The organism is Leclercia sp. J807 (assembly GCF_009734465.1).
GTDB lineage: Bacteria > Pseudomonadota > Gammaproteobacteria > Enterobacterales > Enterobacteriaceae > Enterobacter.
Genome location: NZ_CP046446.1, coordinates 2,108,220 through 2,127,203, shown reverse-complemented (window position 1 = coordinate 2,127,203; position 18,984 = coordinate 2,108,220). Strand labels below are relative to the sequence as shown.

The 18,984-nt window shown below is 58.0% G+C and carries 19 protein-coding genes and 2 pseudogenes; 11 read left to right on the top strand and 10 right to left on the bottom strand.

Going from position 1 to position 18,984, the window contains the following annotated elements; all coding sequences use genetic code 11:
• The first annotated feature begins 7 nt into the window (after positions 1-7).
• Entirely contained in the window at positions 8-730 is a 723-nt protein-coding gene (gene folM, locus GNG26_RS10280; RefSeq protein WP_103179409.1) for a dihydromonapterin reductase, read from the top strand.
• Here folM and GNG26_RS10275 read toward each other — a convergent pair.
• Positions 727-1,062: a GlpM family protein gene (locus GNG26_RS10275; protein ID WP_103179408.1), complete on the bottom strand. Its 336-nt coding sequence runs from the start codon at positions 1,060-1,062 to the stop codon at positions 727-729. The genes folM and GNG26_RS10275 overlap by 4 nt on opposite strands.
• 128 nt (positions 1,063-1,190) lie before the next feature.
• Between GNG26_RS10275 and rstA the strand changes: the two genes are divergently transcribed.
• The 6 genes and pseudogenes from rstA to tus all read left to right on the top strand — a co-directional run bounded on the left by rstA (position 1,191) and on the right by tus (position 7,223).
• Positions 1,191-1,907, top strand: coding sequence for a two-component system response regulator RstA (rstA, locus tag GNG26_RS10270; protein WP_114387179.1), 717 nt, complete (start codon positions 1,191-1,193; stop codon positions 1,905-1,907).
• 88 nt (positions 1,908-1,995) lie between these two features.
• Positions 1,996-3,026, top strand: a pseudogene (locus GNG26_RS10265) (ABC transporter substrate-binding protein).
• A gap of 5 nt (positions 3,027-3,031) precedes the next feature.
• Positions 3,032-4,075 (top strand): iron ABC transporter permease, encoded by a 1,044-nt coding sequence (locus tag GNG26_RS10260; RefSeq protein WP_231604320.1) that lies wholly within the window; start codon positions 3,032-3,034, stop codon positions 4,073-4,075.
• Positions 4,072-4,842 carry an ABC transporter ATP-binding protein gene (locus GNG26_RS10255; protein ID WP_156238606.1) on the top strand — a complete coding sequence of 257 codons (771 nt, stop codon included), beginning with the start codon at positions 4,072-4,074 and terminating at the stop codon, positions 4,840-4,842. The genes GNG26_RS10260 and GNG26_RS10255 overlap by 4 nt, the downstream gene beginning before the upstream one ends.
• Positions 4,843-4,921: 79 nt before the next feature.
• Positions 4,922-6,220: a two-component system sensor histidine kinase RstB gene (rstB, locus tag GNG26_RS10250; RefSeq protein WP_156238605.1), complete on the top strand. Its 1,299-nt coding sequence runs from the start codon at positions 4,922-4,924 to the stop codon at positions 6,218-6,220.
• 73 nt (positions 6,221-6,293) lie between these two features.
• Positions 6,294-7,223, top strand: a complete 930-nt coding sequence (tus, locus tag GNG26_RS10245; protein ID WP_156238604.1) for a DNA replication terminus site-binding protein — start codon at positions 6,294-6,296, stop codon at positions 7,221-7,223.
• Here the strand turns inward: tus and fumC are convergent, their stop codons facing one another.
• Both fumC and fumA read right to left on the bottom strand, forming a co-directional pair.
• Positions 7,224-8,618, bottom strand: a complete 1,395-nt coding sequence (fumC, locus tag GNG26_RS10240; protein WP_156238603.1) for a class II fumarate hydratase — start codon at positions 8,616-8,618, stop codon at positions 7,224-7,226.
• Positions 8,619-8,763: 145 nt separating this feature from the next.
• Positions 8,764-10,410, bottom strand: a complete 1,647-nt coding sequence (gene fumA / locus GNG26_RS10235; protein ID WP_156238602.1) for a class I fumarate hydratase FumA — start codon at positions 10,408-10,410, stop codon at positions 8,764-8,766.
• Positions 10,411-10,609: 199 nt separating this feature from the next.
• On the opposite strand from fumA, the gene manA reads away from it, so the two are divergent.
• Both manA and GNG26_RS10225 read left to right on the top strand, forming a co-directional pair.
• The gene (manA, locus tag GNG26_RS10230) at positions 10,610-11,785 is read left to right on the top strand and encodes a mannose-6-phosphate isomerase (RefSeq protein WP_156238601.1); all 1,176 of its coding nucleotides are present in this window, start codon (positions 10,610-10,612) and stop codon (positions 11,783-11,785) included.
• 98 nt (positions 11,786-11,883) lie between these two features.
• Complete coding sequence (locus tag GNG26_RS10225) at positions 11,884-13,437, top strand: YdgA family protein (protein ID WP_156238600.1); 1,554 nt, start codon at positions 11,884-11,886, stop codon at positions 13,435-13,437.
• A 39-nt stretch (positions 13,438-13,476) separates the two neighbouring features.
• On the opposite strand, the gene GNG26_RS10220 is transcribed toward GNG26_RS10225, so the two are convergent.
• A complete protein-coding gene (locus GNG26_RS10220) occupies positions 13,477-14,331 on the bottom strand; it encodes an alpha/beta fold hydrolase (protein ID WP_156238599.1) in 855 nt (284 codons plus the stop codon).
• A gap of 15 nt (positions 14,332-14,346) precedes the next feature.
• A complete protein-coding gene (locus tag GNG26_RS10215; RefSeq protein WP_231604274.1) occupies positions 14,347-15,318 on the bottom strand; it encodes an MBL fold metallo-hydrolase in 972 nt (323 codons plus the stop codon).
• A 117-nt stretch (positions 15,319-15,435) separates the two neighbouring features.
• Here GNG26_RS10215 and GNG26_RS10210 point away from each other — a divergent pair, with 117 nt between their 5' ends.
• A complete protein-coding gene (locus GNG26_RS10210) occupies positions 15,436-16,332 on the top strand; it encodes a LysR family transcriptional regulator (protein WP_156238597.1) in 897 nt (298 codons plus the stop codon).
• Positions 16,333-16,334: 2 nt separating this feature from the next.
• Here the strand turns inward: GNG26_RS10210 and GNG26_RS10205 are convergent, their stop codons facing one another.
• Positions 16,335-17,363 carry a Mal regulon transcriptional regulator MalI gene (locus GNG26_RS10205; protein WP_103824546.1) on the bottom strand — a complete coding sequence of 343 codons (1,029 nt, stop codon included), beginning with the start codon at positions 17,361-17,363 and terminating at the stop codon, positions 16,335-16,337.
• 178 nt (positions 17,364-17,541) lie between these two features.
• Between GNG26_RS10205 and GNG26_RS10200 the strand changes: the two are divergent.
• Positions 17,542-17,736 (top strand): annotated as a pseudogene (locus GNG26_RS10200) (PTS sugar transporter subunit IIBC); the annotation flags it as partial.
• A gap of 139 nt (positions 17,737-17,875) precedes the next feature.
• On the opposite strand, the gene GNG26_RS10195 reads toward GNG26_RS10200, so the two are convergent.
• From GNG26_RS10195 to GNG26_RS10180, 4 genes are all read right to left on the bottom strand, one after another.
• Positions 17,876-18,193: a hypothetical protein gene (locus tag GNG26_RS10195; protein ID WP_156238596.1), complete on the bottom strand. Its 318-nt coding sequence runs from the start codon at positions 18,191-18,193 to the stop codon at positions 17,876-17,878.
• Positions 18,193-18,432 (bottom strand): DNA polymerase V, encoded by a 240-nt coding sequence (locus GNG26_RS10190; RefSeq protein WP_156238595.1) that lies wholly within the window; start codon positions 18,430-18,432, stop codon positions 18,193-18,195. Before GNG26_RS10190 ends, GNG26_RS10195 begins: the two co-directional genes overlap by 1 nt.
• A 112-nt stretch (positions 18,433-18,544) precedes the next feature.
• Positions 18,545-18,790, bottom strand: a complete 246-nt coding sequence (locus GNG26_RS10185; RefSeq protein ID WP_156238594.1) for a hypothetical protein — start codon at positions 18,788-18,790, stop codon at positions 18,545-18,547.
• Positions 18,774-18,980, bottom strand: a complete 207-nt coding sequence (locus GNG26_RS10180; protein WP_156238593.1) for a hypothetical protein — start codon at positions 18,978-18,980, stop codon at positions 18,774-18,776. The genes GNG26_RS10185 and GNG26_RS10180 overlap by 17 nt, the downstream gene beginning before the upstream one ends.
• Positions 18,981-18,984: the final 4 nt, after the last annotated feature.

Below are 18,984 nucleotides of genomic sequence, written 5' to 3'. Positions count from 1 at the left end.
GAACACGATGGGACAGGCAAAACCGCTCCCGATCCTGATTACTGGCGGAGGTCGTCGTATCGGCCTCGCGCTTGCCCACCATTTCTTGAATCTTCACCAGCCTGTCATTGTCAGCTATCGCACAAAATACCCGGCGATTGAGACCCTGTGCGAGGCGGGTGCAACCTGTATTCAGGCGGATTTTTCCTCTGACGAGGGCATTCTGGCCTTTGCCGACCAGGTAAAAGCGGAAACCACCGGCTTACGCGCCATCATCCATAATGCCAGCGCATGGATGGCGGAATCCCCGGAGCACTCGCTCAGCGACACGCTCTCCTGCATGTTGCAGATCCACGTCCATGCCCCTTACCTGCTCAACCACGCCCTGCAGGGGCTGTTGCGCGGCCACGGCCATGCCGCCAGCGACATCATCCACTTTACCGACTACGTGGTTGAGCGCGGCAGCGATAAGCACATTGCTTACGCCGCCAGCAAAGCCGCGCTGGATAACATGACCCGCTCGTTTGCCCGCAAGCTGGCCCCGGAGGTGAAAGTCAACGCCATCGCGCCGTCGCTGATCATGTTTAATGAACATGACGATGCTGACTATCGTCAGAAGGCGCTGAATAAGTCCCTTATGAAAATCGCCCCGGGAGAAAAAGAGGTGATTGATTTAATCGACTATATTCTGACCAGCTGCTACGTCACGGGCCGATCCTTTGGCGTGGATGGTGGACGTCCTTTACGTTAGTGAAAGCGGCTCCAGCAGAAAATTAACACCCAGGCGCTGAGGCTCCAGCAGAGTACCGCCCCGCCCAGCGCCAGGGGCAAACGCATCATGCCGGTGAAGTACCACAGCGAAAGTAGATAGAGAAAATAGGGAATAATCGACCACATGCCAAACACGATGGTCGCCCGCAGCGCCTCGATCCCGCGCTCCGAAGCGACGATATAGTGGGCAATGAGGGCAAAGGTGGGAAACAGCGGAATCAACCCGGCAATGTAATAATTTTTGCTTTTCGCCAGTACCCCAATCAGTAACACCACCAGCGCACCCAACGCCGCTTTTATCACCAGTCCCATCCTTCTCCCCTTAACAAGACAATAACAATGTCGGGCAGAATAACGGAACGGCAACATTTTGCGAATGATTAATGGAAGGTTAAGGTTGCGCGGTGTATGTTGGCGTTTTTCGCAGACACAGCCTTGCTATGAACAAGATCGTATACGTTGAGGATGAACCCGAAGTCGGTCAGTTGATCGCCGCTTATCTGGGTAAACATGATATTGAGGTCATCGTCGAACCGCGCGGCGACCGCGCAGAAGAGGTGGTGGCGCGGGAAAAACCCGATCTGGTGCTGCTGGATATTATGCTACCCGGTAAAGATGGCATGACCCTGTGCCGGGATCTGCGCGCCCGCTGGAACGGGCCGATTGTGCTGCTCACCTCCCTCGACAGCGACATGAACCACATTTTGTCCCTGGAGATGGGGGCAAACGACTACATCCTCAAAACCACCCCACCGGCTGTACTCCTGGCGCGTGTGCGTCTGCATCTGCGCCAGCACGTTGCCGCCTCCAGCGAATCCCCGGCCCCGCAGCTCACCCCGCACAAGGCGCTGCGTTTTGGCACACTCTCCATCGATCCGGTTAATCGCCAGGTGCTGCTTTCCGGCGAGCAGGTGGCGCTGTCGACGGCAGATTTCGATCTGCTGTGGGAGCTGGCAACCCATGCCGGACAGATTATGGATCGGGACGCGCTACTGAAAAACTTGCGCGGCGTCAGCTACGATGGCCTGGACCGCAGCGTGGACGTGGCCATCTCCCGCCTGCGCAAGAAGCTACTGGATAACGCTACCGAGCCGTTCCGCATCAAAACCGTGCGTAACAAAGGCTACCTTTTCGCGCCCCACGCCTGGGACGTATAGCAGAGGCGACAGCCGCCCATTTTTACTCCTGATGATTAACCTTTTGCGCCCGCCCGCATAATATGTATTATGTTATAACATAACATCTATGAGGGTGAGAACGTGTTTAATCAAAACAGGGCGCTGGCTTTTGTCCTTACTTTATTCGTGCAGCCGCTATTCGCCGCGACGGTTTATCCGCTGACGGTAGAGAACTGCGGGGTCAAGGAGACCTTTACTCAGGCCCCGCAACGGGTGGTGACGGTGGGGCAACACGAGACGGAATTACTGCTGGCGCTGGGGCTCGAAAAGAAGATCAGCGCAACCTCAGTCTGGTTTGGCCCCCTGCCCGATGCGCTGGCAAAACAGGGTAACGGACTGAAAAAGCTGGCGGATAATGCCCCTTCCTTTGAAGCGGTCACCGCGGAGCGTCCTGATCTGGTGCTGGCCCAGTATCACTGGCATATCGGGCCGCAGGGGGAAACGGGCACCCGGGAACAGTTCGCCACACTGGGGATCCCGACCTGGATCTCCCCTGCCGACTGCATTGGCAAAAGCGTCACCGACAGCTCAAATGGCGACGGGGCGCGGAGCACACCGTTTTCCATCGCCGAAATCGAACGCGAAATAGATGAACTGGCGACCATTTTCGACGTCCAGCCGCAGGGTAATGCGCTTAACGAGGCGCTGAAACAGCGTATTAAGCAGGCGCAGGCCCGTGCTGCCGTGAAACAGACTCGCCCCCTGAAAGTGGTGTTCTGGTTCTCCAGCAGCCGTCTGAAAGGCGATCCCTGGGTGGCAGGCGATTACGGCGCGCCGGGGTGGATCAGCCACACGCTTGGGCTGAAAAACATCATTGATTCCCATGACGAATGGCCTGCCGTGACCTGGGAGCATATCGCCCAGGCGCAGCCTGACGTAATCGTCATCGCTGAGATGTCCCGCCGTCTCTACCCTGCGGATGATGTGGCGGTCAAAAAGGCCTTTTTAAACGACGATCCGGTGACCCGAAACATCCCCGCCGTGAAAAAGGGGCAGATCGTGGTGGTACCCGCAATGTCACTTAACCCCTCCCTGCGTAATGTCGATGCCGTTGAGGCGATCGGCGAAAAACTGGCAACGTTCCAGGCTGAACAATGAGTATCATGATTCTCCGCGCCCCCTTTACCCTGCCGCGCTGGCGGCAGCATAGCCTGATGGCCGTCGGGATAGTGACGCTGCCGTTGATGCTGGTTTTCGCTGCCACCGTCGGGGATATGCCGGTGTCGTATACGAACGCAGGTAAAGCCATTCTCAACGGTCTGGGGCTTGGTAGCTATGTGCTGCCCCAGGTTGAGGAAGGCATTGTCTGGCAGTACCGCATGAGCCGGGCGCTGATGGCCGCCTGCAGCGGAGGGGGTCTGGCGCTTTGCGGCCTGGTGATGCAGGCCATTCTGCGAAACCCCCTGGCAGAGCCCTATCTTCTTGGGATCTCCTCCGGCGCGTCGCTGGGTGCCGTCTGTGTGATGTTGCTGGGGATTGGCGGCAGCACGCTGGGCATCAGCGGTGGTGCCTTTATCGGCGCCTGCTGCGCGTTCGGGCTTATCATGCTTATCACCCACGGCATGACCGACAGCCCGCCACGGATATTGCTGGCGGGCATCGCCGGGACGCAGCTCTTTAACGCCCTGACCGCCTACATTGTCAGCACCTCCGCCAATGCCGAGCAGTCCCGCAGCGTGATGTTCTGGCTGCTGGGCAGCCTGAGCGGGGTTCGCTGGCCGGATGCCATTCTGGCTCTGGCGGTCGTGCTGGCCGGATTTATGGTGATCTTCGCCTTTTCGCGAGCGCTGGATACCTTCACCTTTGGCGATGAGGTCTCCACTACCCTCGGCGTGCCGGTCACCCTGGTGCGCATTATCCTGCTGCTCACCTGCGCGCTGGTGACGGCGGTAATGGTCAGTATCATTGGCGCGGTGGGGTTTGTCGGGCTGGTGATCCCGCACGTTACCCGGATGCTGTGCGGCCCCGGGCATCGCCGCTCAATTCCCCTGACCTTCCTGGTCGGGAGTCATTTCATGATCCTCGCCGATATGGTTTCCCGCACGCTCATCACCCATCAGGTCCTGCCCATTGGCGTGGTCACCGCGTTAGTCGGCGCGCCTGCCTTTGTGGTTCTGCTCTATCGCAGCCGGGAGAAAAACGTATGACCCTTTCATTAAGCGGATTGCAGGTCACCTTCCAGTCCCGCCAGGTGCTGAACAACATCAGTCTGCAACTGGAGGCGGGTGAAATTGTCGGCCTGTTAGGCCCGAACGGCTCGGGAAAGTCGACCCTGCTGCGCTGTCTGGCCGGGTTACTCCCGCGTCATGCGCACCATATTCAGCTGAACGGCACCCCGCTCAATAAAATCTCCGTGAGAGATCGGGCCAAACAGCTGGCCTTTGTTCCCCAGCACGCCGGAGTGGATGGCGATCTCTGCGTGGAGCAGATTGTCCGGCTGGGGCGCACGCCGCACCGCAGGGGGCTTTTGGGCTGGAGTGAAAAGGACGACCAGGCGGTTGAGCACGCGATCCGGCTGATGAAACTTGCCGGGCTGCGTCACCGGCTGTGGCGGCAGCTTTCCGGCGGAGAGCGGCAGCGCTGCCAGATTGCCCGCGCTCTGGCCCAGCAGCCACGGCTGCTTATCCTCGATGAGCCGACCAACCATCTGGATATCGAGTATCAGCTGGAGCTGATGACGCTGATTAGGCAGCTACCCATTACGGTGGTGGTGGCCCTGCACGATTTGAATCTCGCCGCCAACTACTGCCACCGGCTGGTCCTGCTGAAATCCGGCAGCGTGATAGCCAGCGGCCCGCCTGATGCGGTGCTGACCCCTGCTCTGATTGAAGACGCCTGGCATGTGCAAGCGGACGTCATGAAACAAGGCAAAACCTTCAACATTCGCTATGCCATGCGGCAGCCCATTGCGTAAAGTAGGCGATGCCCGCTCTTAGCGAGTCAATCTTATGTTCGGGCAGCCTCTTCAACGCGTTGTAGCTGGGTGATATTTCATGAAAAAACTGTTTGTGCAGTTTTACCTTCTGTTGTTCGTCTGCTTCCTGGTGATGACCATGCTGGTTGGGCTGGTCTATAAGTTCACCGCCGAACGGGCGGGCAGACAGTCGCTGGATGATTTGATGAAAAGCTCGCTCTATCTGATGCGCAGCGAACTGCGTGAGATCCCCCCTCACGACTGGGCGCGCACCATCAAAGAGCTGGATCTGAACCTGTCATTCAAACTGCGCATCGAGCCGCTGAAGAAATACACCCTGGATGCCCCGATCATGCAGCGGCTGCGCGAAGGCGATATCGTGGCGCTGGACGATCAGTACACCTTTATTCAGCGTATTCCGCGCAGCCATTACGTCCTGGCGGTCGGCCCGGTGCCGTATCTCTACTTCCTGCATCAGATGCGCCTGCTGGATATCGCCCTGCTGGCCTTTATCGCCATTTCGCTGGCCTTCCCGGTGTTTATCTGGATGCGCCCCCACTGGCAGGACATGCTGCGCCTCGAGGCCGCGGCCCAGCGTTTTGGCGACGGGCATCTGACCGAACGGATCCACTTCGACAGCGGCTCGAGCTTTGAGCGGCTGGGGGTGGCCTTTAACCAGATGGCTGACAATATCAACGCCCTCATCGCCAGCAAAAAACAGCTGATTGACGGTATCGCCCATGAGCTGCGCACCCCCCTGGTACGGTTGCGCTACCGGCTGGAGATGAGTGAAAACCTGACCGAAACAGAGTCGCAGGCGCTGAATCGCGATATCAGCCAGCTCGAGGCGCTGATTGAGGAGCTGCTGACCTACGCTCGCCTCGACCGACCGCAGAACGAACTTAAGCTCACCACCCCGGATCTGCCTGCATGGCTGCGCAGCTACGTGGAGGATGTGCAGAGCGTTAACCCGCAGCGCACATTGCTGATCAGCAGCGTGGATGGCGATTACGGCGCGTTGGATATGCGTTTGATGGAGCGGGTGCTGGATAACCTGGTGAACAACGCCCTGCGCTACAGCGATAACCAACTGCGGATCGCATTGACGCTAAACGGCAGCCGCGCCAGTTTGTCGGTGGAAGATGATGGTCCGGGCATTGCGCCAGAGGCCCGCCAGCGGGTGTTTGAGCCTTTTGTCCGACTCGACCCGAGCCGGGACCGCGCCACCGGCGGCTGCGGCCTGGGGCTGGCGATCGTCCACTCTATCGCCCAGGCGCTGGGGGGCGACGTCAGCTGCGAAGCCAGCGACCTCGGCGGGGCCCGTTTCTGCTTCAACTGGCCCGTCTGGCATCATATCGCCCTGCCCATCCCTGACTGACCCAAACCGCACGCTGGCCTGACCCGGCGTGCTGTGCTATAAACTAAGTATGTTGTAACTAATGTGGTGCGCTATGGCAACTTACGATCTTATCGAACGCTTAAACTCAACCTTTCGCCAGATGGAGCACGAGCTGGCGCAGTTGACCCCCGAACTCCAGGCCTGTCGCCTGCTGGCCGGGCGCGTCTTCTCCCTGCCGGACGTCGCCAAAGGCGCCGAGCACGATCCGCTCAACGCCATTACGGTGAAGCAGCACCTCGGCCAGGAGGCGCTGACGATGGCGCTGCAACACTATCGTCATCTCTTTATCCAGCAGCAATCCGAGAATCGCAGCAGCAAGGCCGCCGTGCGCCTGCCGGGGGTGATCTGCCTGCAGAGCGACGCCGCGCACCGGGAGCAAATCACCGATCGCATTGCGACTATTAATGCCCTAAAAGCGGAATTTGAAAAAATCGTCACCGAGGAGTCAGGTCTGGCGCCTGCCGCCCGCTTTGAGTGGGTGCACCACCAGCTACCAGGTTTGATCACTCTCAACGCCTATCGCACGTTAACGGTAATCAACCACCCCGCCACCCTGCGCTTCGGCTGGGCCAATAAGCACATCATCAAAAATTTCACCCGCGATGAGGTGCTGGCGATGCTGGAGAAAAGCCTCAAGTCGCCGCGCGCCGTAGCGCCCTGGTCACGGGATCAGTGGGTGGAGCGGCTGGAGGCAGAATATACCGCCATTCACGCCCTGCCTGCACAGGCGCGGCTGAAGATCAAGCGGCCGGTAAAAGTGCAGCCAATCGCCCGCGTCTGGTATGCCGGGCAGCAAAAGCAGGTGCAATACGCCTGCCCGACGCCGCTGATCGCCCTTTACGATGCCGATCAAGGGGCGGTGATACCCGATATTGGTGAACTGCTCAATTACGATGCGGACAACGTTCAGCACCGTTATAAGCCGCAGGCACAGCCGCTGCGCTTGATTATCCCGCGGCTGCACCTGTACGTGGCGGAGTAACTATTTCAGGCTGCCGACCATCTCTTCCGGGCGGACCCAGCTGTCGAACTCGGCCTCGGTGAGATACCCCAGCGCCAGGGCGGAGGCTTTCAGGGTCAGCCCCTCTTTGTGCGCTTTTTTGGCGATTTCCGCCGCCTTGTCATAGCCGATATGGGTATTGAGCGCCGTCACCAGCATTAACGACTCGTTGAGCAGCTGGCTGATGCGCTCGCGATTCGGCTCGATGCCTACCGCGCAGTGCTCGTTAAAGCTCACCATCCCGTCCGCCAGCAGACGCACCGACTGGAGGAAGTTGTGGATCACCATCGGACGGTAGACGTTCAGCTCAAAGTTGCCCGAGGCCCCGCCCATGTTCACCGCCACGTCATTGCCCATCACCTGACAGCAGAGCATGGTCATGGCTTCGCACTGGGTCGGGTTGACTTTACCCGGCATGATGGAGCTGCCCGGCTCGTTCTCCGGGATGCTGATTTCACCGATGCCGCAGCGCGGCCCGGAAGCCAGCCAGCGCACGTCGTTGGCGATTTTCATCAGCGAGGCCGCCAGCCCTTTCAGCGCCCCATGGGCATGTACCAGCGCATCACAGGTCGCCAGCGCCTCGAACTTGTTCGGCGCCGTGACAAACGGCTGCCCGGTGATATTTGCCAGCTCTTCAGCCACCCGTACCGCGTATTCAGGATGGGTATTGAGCCCGGTGCCTACCGCGGTGCCGCCCAGCGCCAGCTCCGCCAGGTGCGGCAGGCTGTGGTCGATATGACGCAGGTTGTGATCGAGCATCGCCACCCAGCCGGAGATCTCCTGGCCAAGGGTCAGGGGCGTGGCATCCTGCAGGTGGGTACGGCCAATTTTGACGATATCGGCGAAAGCCTGAGCTTTGTCATTGAGGGTCTGCTTCAGCACGTTCAGCTGCGGGATGAGCTGTTCGCGCAGGGCGATGAGCGCCGCCACATGCATCGCCGTCGGGAAGACATCGTTGGAGCTCTGGCTTTTGTTGACGTCGTCGTTGGGGTGGATCTTGCGCTCCATGCCGCGCACCCCGCCGAGCAGCTCGCTGCCGCGGTTCGCCAGCACCTCATTCATGTTCATATTGCTCTGGGTACCGGAGCCGGTCTGCCAGATGGCGAGGGGGAACTCATCAGGATGTTTACCTGCCAGCACTTCATCGGCGGCGGTGATAATCGCGTTAGCTTTCTCCCCGGAGAGCAGGCCTAAATCCTGGTTGACCTTCGCCGCGGCGCGTTTGGTCAGCGCCAGGGCCTGGATCAACGAGACCGGCATCTTTTCAGTGGAGATACGGAAATGTTCCAGCGAACGCTGGGTTTGCGCGCCCCAGAGTTTGTCCTGCGGGACGTCGATGGCACCCATCGAATCTTTCTCACTGCGTGAGGTGGTCATACTTTCTCCTTGATAACACTGAAGTGGATTGCTCACAGCTCAAAGAAACAAGTATTGATGAGATAAGAAAAAGGGTATGGCGCTTTGTGCGCTCTTTTTGTCGGGCTTTGCCGGGTGGCGCAGCGCCACCCGGCAGGTTTACAAACTACTTCACACAGGCCGAACACTGGGAGGACTGGATCTGTTTGAAGAAGTCGTTGCCTTTGTCATCCACGAGGATAAACGCCGGGAAGTCTTCCACTTCGATTTTCCAGATCGCTTCCATACCCAGCTCCGGATACTCCACGCACTCGAGGCTCTTGATGCTGCCCTGCGCCAGTACCGCGGCCGGGCCGCCGATGCTGCCAAGGTAGAAGCCGCCGTGCTTGTGGCAGGCGTCCGTCACCTGCTGGCTGCGGTTGCCCTTCGCCAGCATGATCATGCTGCCGCCGTTGGCCTGGAGCTGATCCACGTAGGAGTCCATACGACCCGCGGTGGTTGGCCCTAAGGAGCCGGAGGCATAACCGGTCGGGGTTTTTGCCGGGCCCGCGTAGTAGATCGGATGATCTTTAATGTACTGCGGCAGACCTTCGCCGTTATCCAGACGCTCTTTCAGCTTCGCGTGGGCGATATCGCGGCCCACGATAATGGTGCCGTTCAGGGACAGACGGGTAGAGACCGGGTACTGAGAGAGCTGAGCCAGGATCTCGTTCATCGGACGGTTCAGGTCGACGCGTACCGCCTCGCCCTCGCCCGCTTTGCGCAGCGCTTCCGGAATGTATTTACCTGGGTTGTTCTCCAGTTTCTCGATCCAGATGCCGTCGCGGTTGATCTTCGCTTTAATGTTGCGGTCCGCCGAACAGGAGACGCCCATCCCCACCGGGCAGGATGCGCCGTGGCGCGGCAGACGGATCACGCGGATATCGTGGGCGAAATATTTGCCGCCAAACTGGGCACCAAGGCCGAGGTTCTGGGCTTCCACCAGCAGTTCCTGCTCAAGCTGAACGTCGCGGAATGCCTGGCCGTGCTCGTTACCTTCGGTCGGCAGATTGTCGTAGTACTTGGTCGAGGCCAGCTTGACGGTTTTCAGGGTGCTTTCCGCCGAGGTGCCACCGATCACAAAGGCAATGTGGTACGGCGGACAGGCCGCGGTGCCGAGGGTGCGCATCTTCTCCACCAGGTAGTTTTTCAGCTTGCCCGGCGTGAGCAGCGCTTTGGTCTCCTGATAGAGATAGGTTTTGTTCGCTGAACCGCCGCCTTTGGCGATGCAGAGGAATTTGTATTCGTCGCCATCCACGCTGTAGAGGTCGATTTGCGCCGGCAGGTTGGTGCCGGTATTGACCTCTTTATACATATCCAGCGGGGCGTTTTGTGAATAGCGCAGGTTGTCTTCGATATAGGTGTTATACACGCCGTGCGCCAGGGCCGCTTCGTCGCCGCCACCGGTCCAGACACGCTGGCCTTTTTTACCCATGATGATGGCGGTGCCGGTGTCCTGGCAGGTTGGCAGAATGCCTTTTGCCGCGATATCGGAGTTACGCAGGAACTGCAGGGCGACATATTTGTCGTTTTCGCTGGCCTGCGGGTCGCTGAGGATATCGGCCACCTGCTGCTGATGCGCCGGGCGAAGCATGAACGAGGCATCGTGGAACGCCTGTTGCGCCAGTAAGGTCAGGGCCTGCGGGTCAACTTTCAGGATCTCCTGTCCTTCAAACTCAGAGACAGAAACGTGGTCGCGGGTTAACAGGTAATATTCGGTCTGATCCTTGGCCAGCGGGAAAGGATCCTGGTAATGGAAGGGTTTATTCGACATTGATCTCTCACTTACTGCTTCGGTCTGTTTATTTAGAGCAGATGTTCCGCTGCCCTGCTTAAAAGCGAGTCAGCCTATCCTACACAATTTTTTAACAAAAACTGAGACTAGTACGACTTTTTCCGCGCGCAGGTTACTTCCGGACAGTTTATTGCTTTAATACGGGCAGATAATTCCACATATGAAACAGGGCTTGATAATGCAAAAACTCATCAACTCAGTGCAGCACTACGCCTGGGGAAGTAAAACTGCGTTAACGGATCTCTACGGTATCGCCAACCCGGACAACCTGCCGATGGCAGAGTTGTGGATGGGGGCGCACCCGAAGAGCAGCTCAAAAATTACCGATGCCCAGGGCGAACGTTCCCTGCGTGACGTTATCGAGGGTGATAAAGCCACGCTGTTGGGCAGCGCCGTCGCCGAACGCTTTGGCGAGCTGCCGTTCCTGTTTAAGGTGCTGTGCGCCGATCAGCCGCTCTCCATTCAGGTTCACCCGAACAAGCAGGCCTCCGAAGCGGGTTTTGCGAAAGAGAACGCGGCAGGCATTCCGCTGGACGCCGCCGAGCGTAACTATAAAGATCCGAACCACAAACCGGAACTGGTCTTTGCCCTGACGCCGTTCCTGGCGATGAACGCCTTCCGCGAGTTCTCTGAGATCGTTTCGCTGCTGCAGCCGGTTGCCGGAGCGCACAGCGCCATTGCCCACTTCCTCGAAAAACCGGACGCCGATCGCCTGAGCCACCTCTTCGCCAGCCTGCTTAATATGCAGGGGGACGAAAAATCCCGTGCGCTGGCGGTACTGAAAGCGGCCCTGAACAGCCAGCAGGGTGAGCCGTGGGAGACCATCCGCGTGATTTCGGAATTTTACCCGGACGACAGCGGCCTCTTCTCTCCACTGCTGCTGAACGTGGTGAAACTGGAGCCGGGCGAAGCGATGTTCCTGTTTGCCGAAACGCCGCATGCCTACCTGCAAGGGGTGGCGCTGGAGGTAATGGCTAACTCCGATAACGTACTTCGTGCGGGGCTGACGCCGAAATACATCGACATCCCTGAACTGGTGGCCAACGTCAAATTCGTCGCGAAACCGGCGGCTGAGCTACTCACCCAGCCGGTAAAAAACGGCGCAGAGCTGGACTTCCCCATCCCGGTGGAAGACTTTGCGTTTTCCCTGCACGATCTCAGCAGCGAAGAGACCCGGATTGCCCAGCAGAGCGCGGCTATTCTCTTCTGCGTTGAGGGTGAAGCGGTGCTGAGCAAGGGCGAGGAGCGCCTGGTGCTGAAGCCTGGTGAGTCGGCCTTTATTGCCGCGAATGATTCCCCGATTAGCGTCAGCGGCGTCGGCCGTCTGGCGCGGGTATTCAACAAGCTCCAGTGACCTGCTGAATTTTTTAACAATTTTTGCTAAGCTATTGCTAACCTTATGACCTCACCGGGCGGTTTTCACCGCTCGGTTTCATTTTATGGATAATCACGATGAAAAAATCGGTTATAGCTGCAGGCGTTATTGTTGCATTAGGGCTGGTCTGGACGGGCGCGGCCTGGTACACCGGGAAACAGCTGGAGAGCCGTCTGGGTGAGATGGTGGCCCAGGCGAACAGTGAACTTAAGCGTACCGCGCCGGAAGCCGGGCTGGAGCTGAGCTATCAGGATTATCAGCGCGGCGTGTTCAGCAGCCATCTGCAGATGGTCGTTAAGCCGGTAGCAGGAACCACTAATCCGTGGCTGCAACCGGGACAGAGCCTGGTGCTGAACGAAGATGTCGACCACGGTCCGTTCCCGCTGGCCCAGCTGAAATCCTTCAACCTCATCCCCTCTATGGCCTCGGTCAAATCGACGCTGGTCAATAACGAAGCCTCTAAGCCGCTGTTCGATCTGGCGAAAAATGAGTCGCCTTTTGAGGTCAATACGCGCATCAGCTATGCCGGTGATACCCGTTCTGATATCGCCCTGAAAGCCCTGAATTACGAGAATGGCGACGAGCAGGTTGCGTTCAGCGGCGGTAACTTCCAGCTTGATGCCGATCGCGACGGCAAAAACGTCTCGCTGAAAGGTGAAGCGGCAAGCGGCCGGGTCAACGCGGTGAACGAGTACGATCAGAAAGTCCAGCTGACCTTCAATAACCTGAGCATTGATGGCAACAGCCGTCTGACCAGTTTTGACGAGCGCATCGGCGATCAGAAACTGACCCTCGATAAAATGGCTATCGCCATTGAAGGCAAAGAGATGGCGGTGCTGGAAGGCACAGATCTGAAAGCCACCGCGGATCTCTCTAAAGATGGCAAGAGCATCAACAGCCAGCTGGATTACAACCTGAAGAGCCTGAAAGTGCAGAATCAGGATCTGGGTACCGGCAAGCTGACCCTGAAGATCGGCAATATTGACGGTCAGGCATGGCACCAGTTCAGCCAGCAGTATCGCGCCCAGAGCCAGGCGCTGCTGGCGGATAAAGAGCTGATGACCAACAATCCGGCGCTCTATCAGCAGAAAGCGGCGGAAGCCTTCTTCGGTAATCTGCCGATCCTGCTCAAAGGCGAGCCGGTGGTGACTATCGCGCCGCTGAGCTGGAAAAACAGCAAAGGCGAAACCAACTTCAACCTCTCGTTGTTCATGAAGGATCCCGCCACCGCCACCGGTGAAGCGCAGACCCTGGCGCAGGAAGTGGATCGCAGCGTGAAATCGCTGGAGAGCAAGCTGACCATTCCGATGGACATGGCAACCGAGTTCATGACCCAGATTGCGAAGCTGGAAGGCTATAACGAGGATGATGCCGGCAAGCTGGCCAGCCAGCAGGTGAAAGGCCTGGCGGCGATGGGACAGATGTTCCGCATCACCACCGTGGAAGATAACGTGATCGGCACCAGCCTGCAGTACAGCAATGGTCAGGTAACCCTGAATGGCCAGAAGATGCCGCTGGAGGAGTTCGTCGGCATGTTTGGCGTACCGGCCCTGAACCTGGCGGTACCGGATGAACCTGCGGCTCCGCCAGCACCGGCTGCTCCGCCAGCGCCTGCGGTTCCTCAGCAGTAAACAGCAAAACCCCTCTGCGGAGGGGTTTTTTATTGCCAGTCATCCTTTCCAGCCGGTCAGGAAGTCCATCAGCAGGGCGTTCACTTGCTCCGGTTGCTCTTCCTGCGGCAGATGCCCGCACTCTTCAATACCATACGCCCTCAGATCGTCCGCCATTTCCGCCCAGACGCTCTGCATATCAAATAGCTTACCCACGGCGTGAAAATCATTGCCCCACAGCGACATCACCGGGCAGGCAATTTTGACCTCCGCGTCCGCCAGATCCTGCGCCACATCTTCAGCGTTGGCGCGATAATCGGCCATCGCCCCCCGCACGGCACCGGGCGCCTGATAGGCCCGGACGTAGGTATCAAACGCCTCGCCGCTGATGGTGGAAGGATCGTAAGTCCAGTCCGAGAAGAAGTGGCGTAGCCAGATATGCTCTCGACCAGCAATCAGGGCTTCCGGCAGATCGGGCACCAGGTGGAACAGAAAGAACCAGTAGGCCCGGGCGATGGAGGCATTCAGATCGCGCGCCACAATACGCGTGGGCACGTTATCCATCACCACCAGGCGATCCACCAGCTCAGGATAATCTTTCGCAAAGCGGGTCGCGACGCGCGCGCCGCGGTCATGCCCTACCAGCACCACTTTCTTCAGGCCGAGTACGCGCATCAGCTCGCGGATATCGCGCGCCATAGTGCGTTTATCGTAGCCGGAGGCCGGTTTATCGCTCTCGCCGTAGCCGCGCAAATCCGGAGCAATCACCCGGTAGTGTTTAGACAGAACCGGAATCTGATAGCGCCAGGCGTAGTTTGTTTCCGGGAAGCCGTGGAGCAGGATCACCGGTGCGCCTTCCCCCTCTTCAACCACAAACTGACGGATGCCATTCGCTGTTACGGTGTAACTTTTCATTTTGCTCTCCTCGTCTTATTTCAGCAATGGCACGTCGGCCGCACGTTGATACGGGCCATAAATCGCCGGGTTCCAGCTGTAACCCTGAGCGTCGGCAGTAATGTGCCCGATGCCCGGGAACGCCAGGTGCGCTGCCGCCATCCATTCGCCCTCTTTTGCCAGGGCGTTGAACTCCTGCCCACGTGATGAGGTGGCTTTTTGCGCATCCACGTCAAAGCGAATCGATACTTCCGGGTGCGGGAACTGCACCGCAGGGGCGTGAATCAGGTCGCCGATAAAGTTGATACCTTTCCCTTGAGAGGCAAAACGATACACCGTGCTGCCGGGCGTATGGCCGGGTGCGTAGGCCGTCTGGACTTCAGGGATCGGCGAGGCGGGCGGCACGAAGGTTTTCAGGCGGCCCGCCGCTTTATAAGAGGCCAGGGCGTGTTGGGCGATAGCGAAATACTCTTTTGCGTTGGCGGGGGCGCTGGCCTCTTTCGCCGGATCCAGCCAGTAGTCAGCTTCCGCCTGCGGCACGTAAACCGTGGCATTCGGGAATAGCGCCTTACCCGCGGCATCGCTCAGGCCGCAGACATGGTCCAGGTGGAGGTGGGTCAGGAAGATAGTATCAACCTGCTCAGGACGATATCCGGAGGCTTGCATGTTGGGAATCAATTGCCCTGCGGTTTGCGGCACGCAGTGGCCCGCCCCGCTGTCGATCATCACCAGATGCTTACCGGTGTTGACTAAAAAGGCGTTAAAGGAGGTGGGCATGCGCTCGGCATCAATCTTATGCTGCGCCAGCAGGTCGCGAATTTTGTCGGCTGAGAGCCCTTTTAACAGCGACGGCGAGAGATCGTTGTAGCCATCGAAAAGCGCCGTTACCTCATATTGCCCCACCGCCAGGCGATAGTAACCCGGCACCTGCTGTTTAATCTGCGCGGGTGCGTCTGCCCACACAGAGCCCGCCAAAAACAGGCTGCTGAGCGCTAAAACCGTTGTCATCTTTTTCATCTTCACTCCGAATTCACTGTTTATCAGGATGTGGAGTGACTATGGCGCTATAACGACAATTAGTGTAGATGTGTAATTTGATAGGCCAGTATAACGGGATGCGAGATAATGAGACTGGACGATGTGGAAGTGTTCGTTGAAGCGATAAAAGCGGGAAGCCTGGCGGGTGCCGCCCGTCGGCTCTCAATGAGCGCCATGGCGGCCTCGCGATGCCTGAATAATCTGGAAGCGGAGCTGGGCGTGCGGCTGGTGCATCGCACCACACGCTCCCTTTCACCCACCAGCGACGGCGAGGTCTTTTTACCCCATGCCCAGGCGCTGCTGGAAGATAAAACCAATGCCCTGGCCGACCTCTTTCCTGATGGCGCCTCCCTTTCCGGGCGGCTTCGCATTACCGCCTCGGCGGCGTTTGGCCGTAAAATCATCGCCCCGATGCTGCCCGACTTTATGCGCCAGCATCCGGCCCTGCAGGTCGATCTGCTCGCTACCGATGAGCAGGTTGATATTGTCGGCAGAGGAATAGACGTGGCGTTACGTATCGCCCCGCTGCGGGACAACCGTCTGGTGGCGCATCGCCTCTGTGATAACCCCCGTGACCTCTGCGCCAGCGCAGCGTATCTGGCGGAGCATGGCTATCCGAAAACGCTCAGCGATCTTGCGGCGCACAGCTGTTTAACCACCTCTGATACCACCCACTGGGCGTTCGACCAGGGGGGACAGCGAAGCAAACAGAAAGTATCGGGGCGGTTTTCGGCGAATTCTATCGAGGCGATCTTTGAGGCGTGCCTGGGCGGCATGGGCATTGCCAACCTGTCCCGCTGGTACCTTGAACCCGCCTTTGCGCAAGGCCTGGTGAAGCGGATCGCGCTGGAGGATGCCAGGCCGGAAGCGCTGGCCGTCTGGGCCGTCTACCCGACGTCGCGGTTGATTCCAGTTAAGGTGCGCAAGTTTGTCGAGGCACTGGAGGCGCGGCTGGCGCGTAACCCGCTCACGCCGCATGGATAAAGTTATTTCACCGTCACCAGGCGGGCCGACACAATCTGATGCCCCGCCTGCACGTCGGCTTTATCGATCCGCTGCATAATGCGGTCGGCCAGCGTGTAGCCCATTTCCCGTGCCGGTGTGGTGGCCCAGACAATCGGCAGATCGTCCAGCGCGTTCTCTGACACATCCGCAAAGGCGCCCAGCGCCACCTGATGACCAAAGAAGGTTTCCACCCCGCCTTCGCCGCTCTGCCGTCCGGCACGGATTAAGCCGAACCAGGCGCCCATGGCGATAACATCGTTATAGCAAATCACGGCGCTGATGGTGGGGCTGGCGCGTAGCAAGTTACCGATCGCCTCTGCCGCCTGCTTGTGGCGGGATTCACACTCCACCACCCACTCGCTGTGGAACGGCAGGCCATATTTGATCAGCGTCGCACAGTAGCCGCCCACCCGTTCGGCGCGCGTCAGCGACGAGCTTTTACCGCCCAGCCAGGCAATCCGCTGATGGCCGCGGCGAATAAGATGCTCGGTCAGCATTTGTGCCGCCTGCATGTTATCCGGGCGCAGAGTATCCGCTTCGTCGAGATAGCTGGCGCGGGAGGCAAACACCAGCGGAACCCCTTTGGCTGCCGCGCGCTCGCACAGTTCATTGCTTACCCCGGAAGCCCCGGCAACAATCACCCCATCCACCCCCTGCGTCAGCAGCATATCGAGGCGCTGGAGCAGCTGATCCGCCTCCCGGCCGCCATGCAGTAAAAAGACCATCCGCCCCTGGGCTTCCAGCGCCTCCGTCAGGCCCGCCGTCAGTTCGGCATAGAACGGCGAGGTCAGGTCGCGGACGATCAGGCCAATCACCCCGCTTTGCCCACCCCGCAGCGCCGATGCCTGGCGGTTACGCACAAATCCCAGTTGCTCAACCGCCTCGTTGACGCGCTGCCCCGTCGCAGGGGAAATGCGCCCTTTCCCGCTCAGAACCAGTGAAACCGTGCTCACGGAGACACCCGCCGCCAGCGCGACGTCGTTAATGGTAATTTTTTTCGCTACAGCCATGTGTGGAGGTGTCTCCCTGATAATGAGATCGGTAAAACGTTTTATCAATACGTTATCTTTATACTCTCTGCCAAAGCCTGAGAATGAGATTTAGCGCGCACTAAACTTTGATAAAACGTTTTATCTTCTCGCAGCACTGAGGCAGGTAAATTTATTTTAACAATAAAGGAGTCGTTTTATGACGGCGAAAGCAGCACAAAAAATCTCGCTGTGGGAGTTTTTCCAGCAACTGGGTAAAACCTTTATGCTGCCCGTGGCTCTGCTCTCCTTCTGCGGGATCATGCTGGGTATCGGCAGTTCGCTCAGCAGCCACGATGTTATTACCCTGATCCCGTTCCTCGGCAACCCCGTGCTGCAGGCGATCTTTATCTGGAGACTATTAAGTCTTTTAACGAAGTGGCTTGATGTTGGATTGAAGTGCGGTAACTTCTGCTATGTTGCCGCGATACGATTTGTCATTTGCAATGAACTAACGTCGTTTCGCGGTAACTTTATGCCCCACCCATGCCCCATCACACCACCCTGTCATCCTGCAGCGCGCTGTTGATGAAGAACGTCACGCGCCCCAAAACTTCCACTTCCTCTGCGGCCTCCCCCTCTATCGCTTCGCCATCATCCGTGATTAATGCCCTTCCCCTGAGTTTCGCAAACTGCGTCCTGCCGCCGGACAAAATCAGCAGAACCTGACCTTGCACTAACCGGGTAACCGGTTCGATTAATGCGAAACCGAATGATGTTTCAAGAATGCGGGTATCAATACCGACGCCGCAAATGAGCTCCGGGGTCATTCGCTGAGAAACGTAATCAGCCGCTGGAGATGGAAAGCCCATTACAGACCTCCGTTAGGGTTATAGAGCATAAAGGTGCGCGCCTGGCCCTCGCTGGTTGAGATATCTTTAAAGGTAGAAACGTGACTCTCGATCCATTCGTTCGCCTCTTTAAGCGACCAGTTCCAGTTAGCGCAGGCCAGATGCTTCACGAAGTCCTCAGTAGTCACCGTACGGCGCCCGTTGGACTCGTGTTTAATGGCTGTGTGAAAAGCACCCTCAATATCGATTCTGCGTGGCATAACCCCTCCTTCTTATTTTACTGTGTATACATACAGTAGTTTTAAAGAGGATGCAGATCAATGCGGCGACACCTATCAATACCCCCGCCAGGAAGGCAAGCAGGTTATTCTTTCAGCAATCGAGCGTTGCGTAAGGGAGTTTTCCTTTCGCGTGAACATAGCATTGCTCAAAGATGTTAGACCCATCAAGAGCATAATCACACTCCATCATTTCCCGTCCAATCTCTGTTTTCTCACCAGTTACCGGGTGGTCAACGTACTGAATCAGATCGAACTGTGCACGGTACTTTCCGTATACCCGGGGAAGCTCTACGCGGATATAAAGACCATTAGTTGCTTCGTTAGTTTTTAAGGCCATCGGTCACATCCTTTTTATTGGCATCATTATTTGGATCATCACTGCGAGGTGCCCCATCATTGTTTTGTTGGGAAATCTGCTGATTAATGTGTCTCACCACAGGGTCTGCAATTCGGTAGGCCAGATTACCCAATGCTTCCCCGATGATTGATAATTGTTGGGCATTGAATGTGATTGATACTGTTTCCATAATT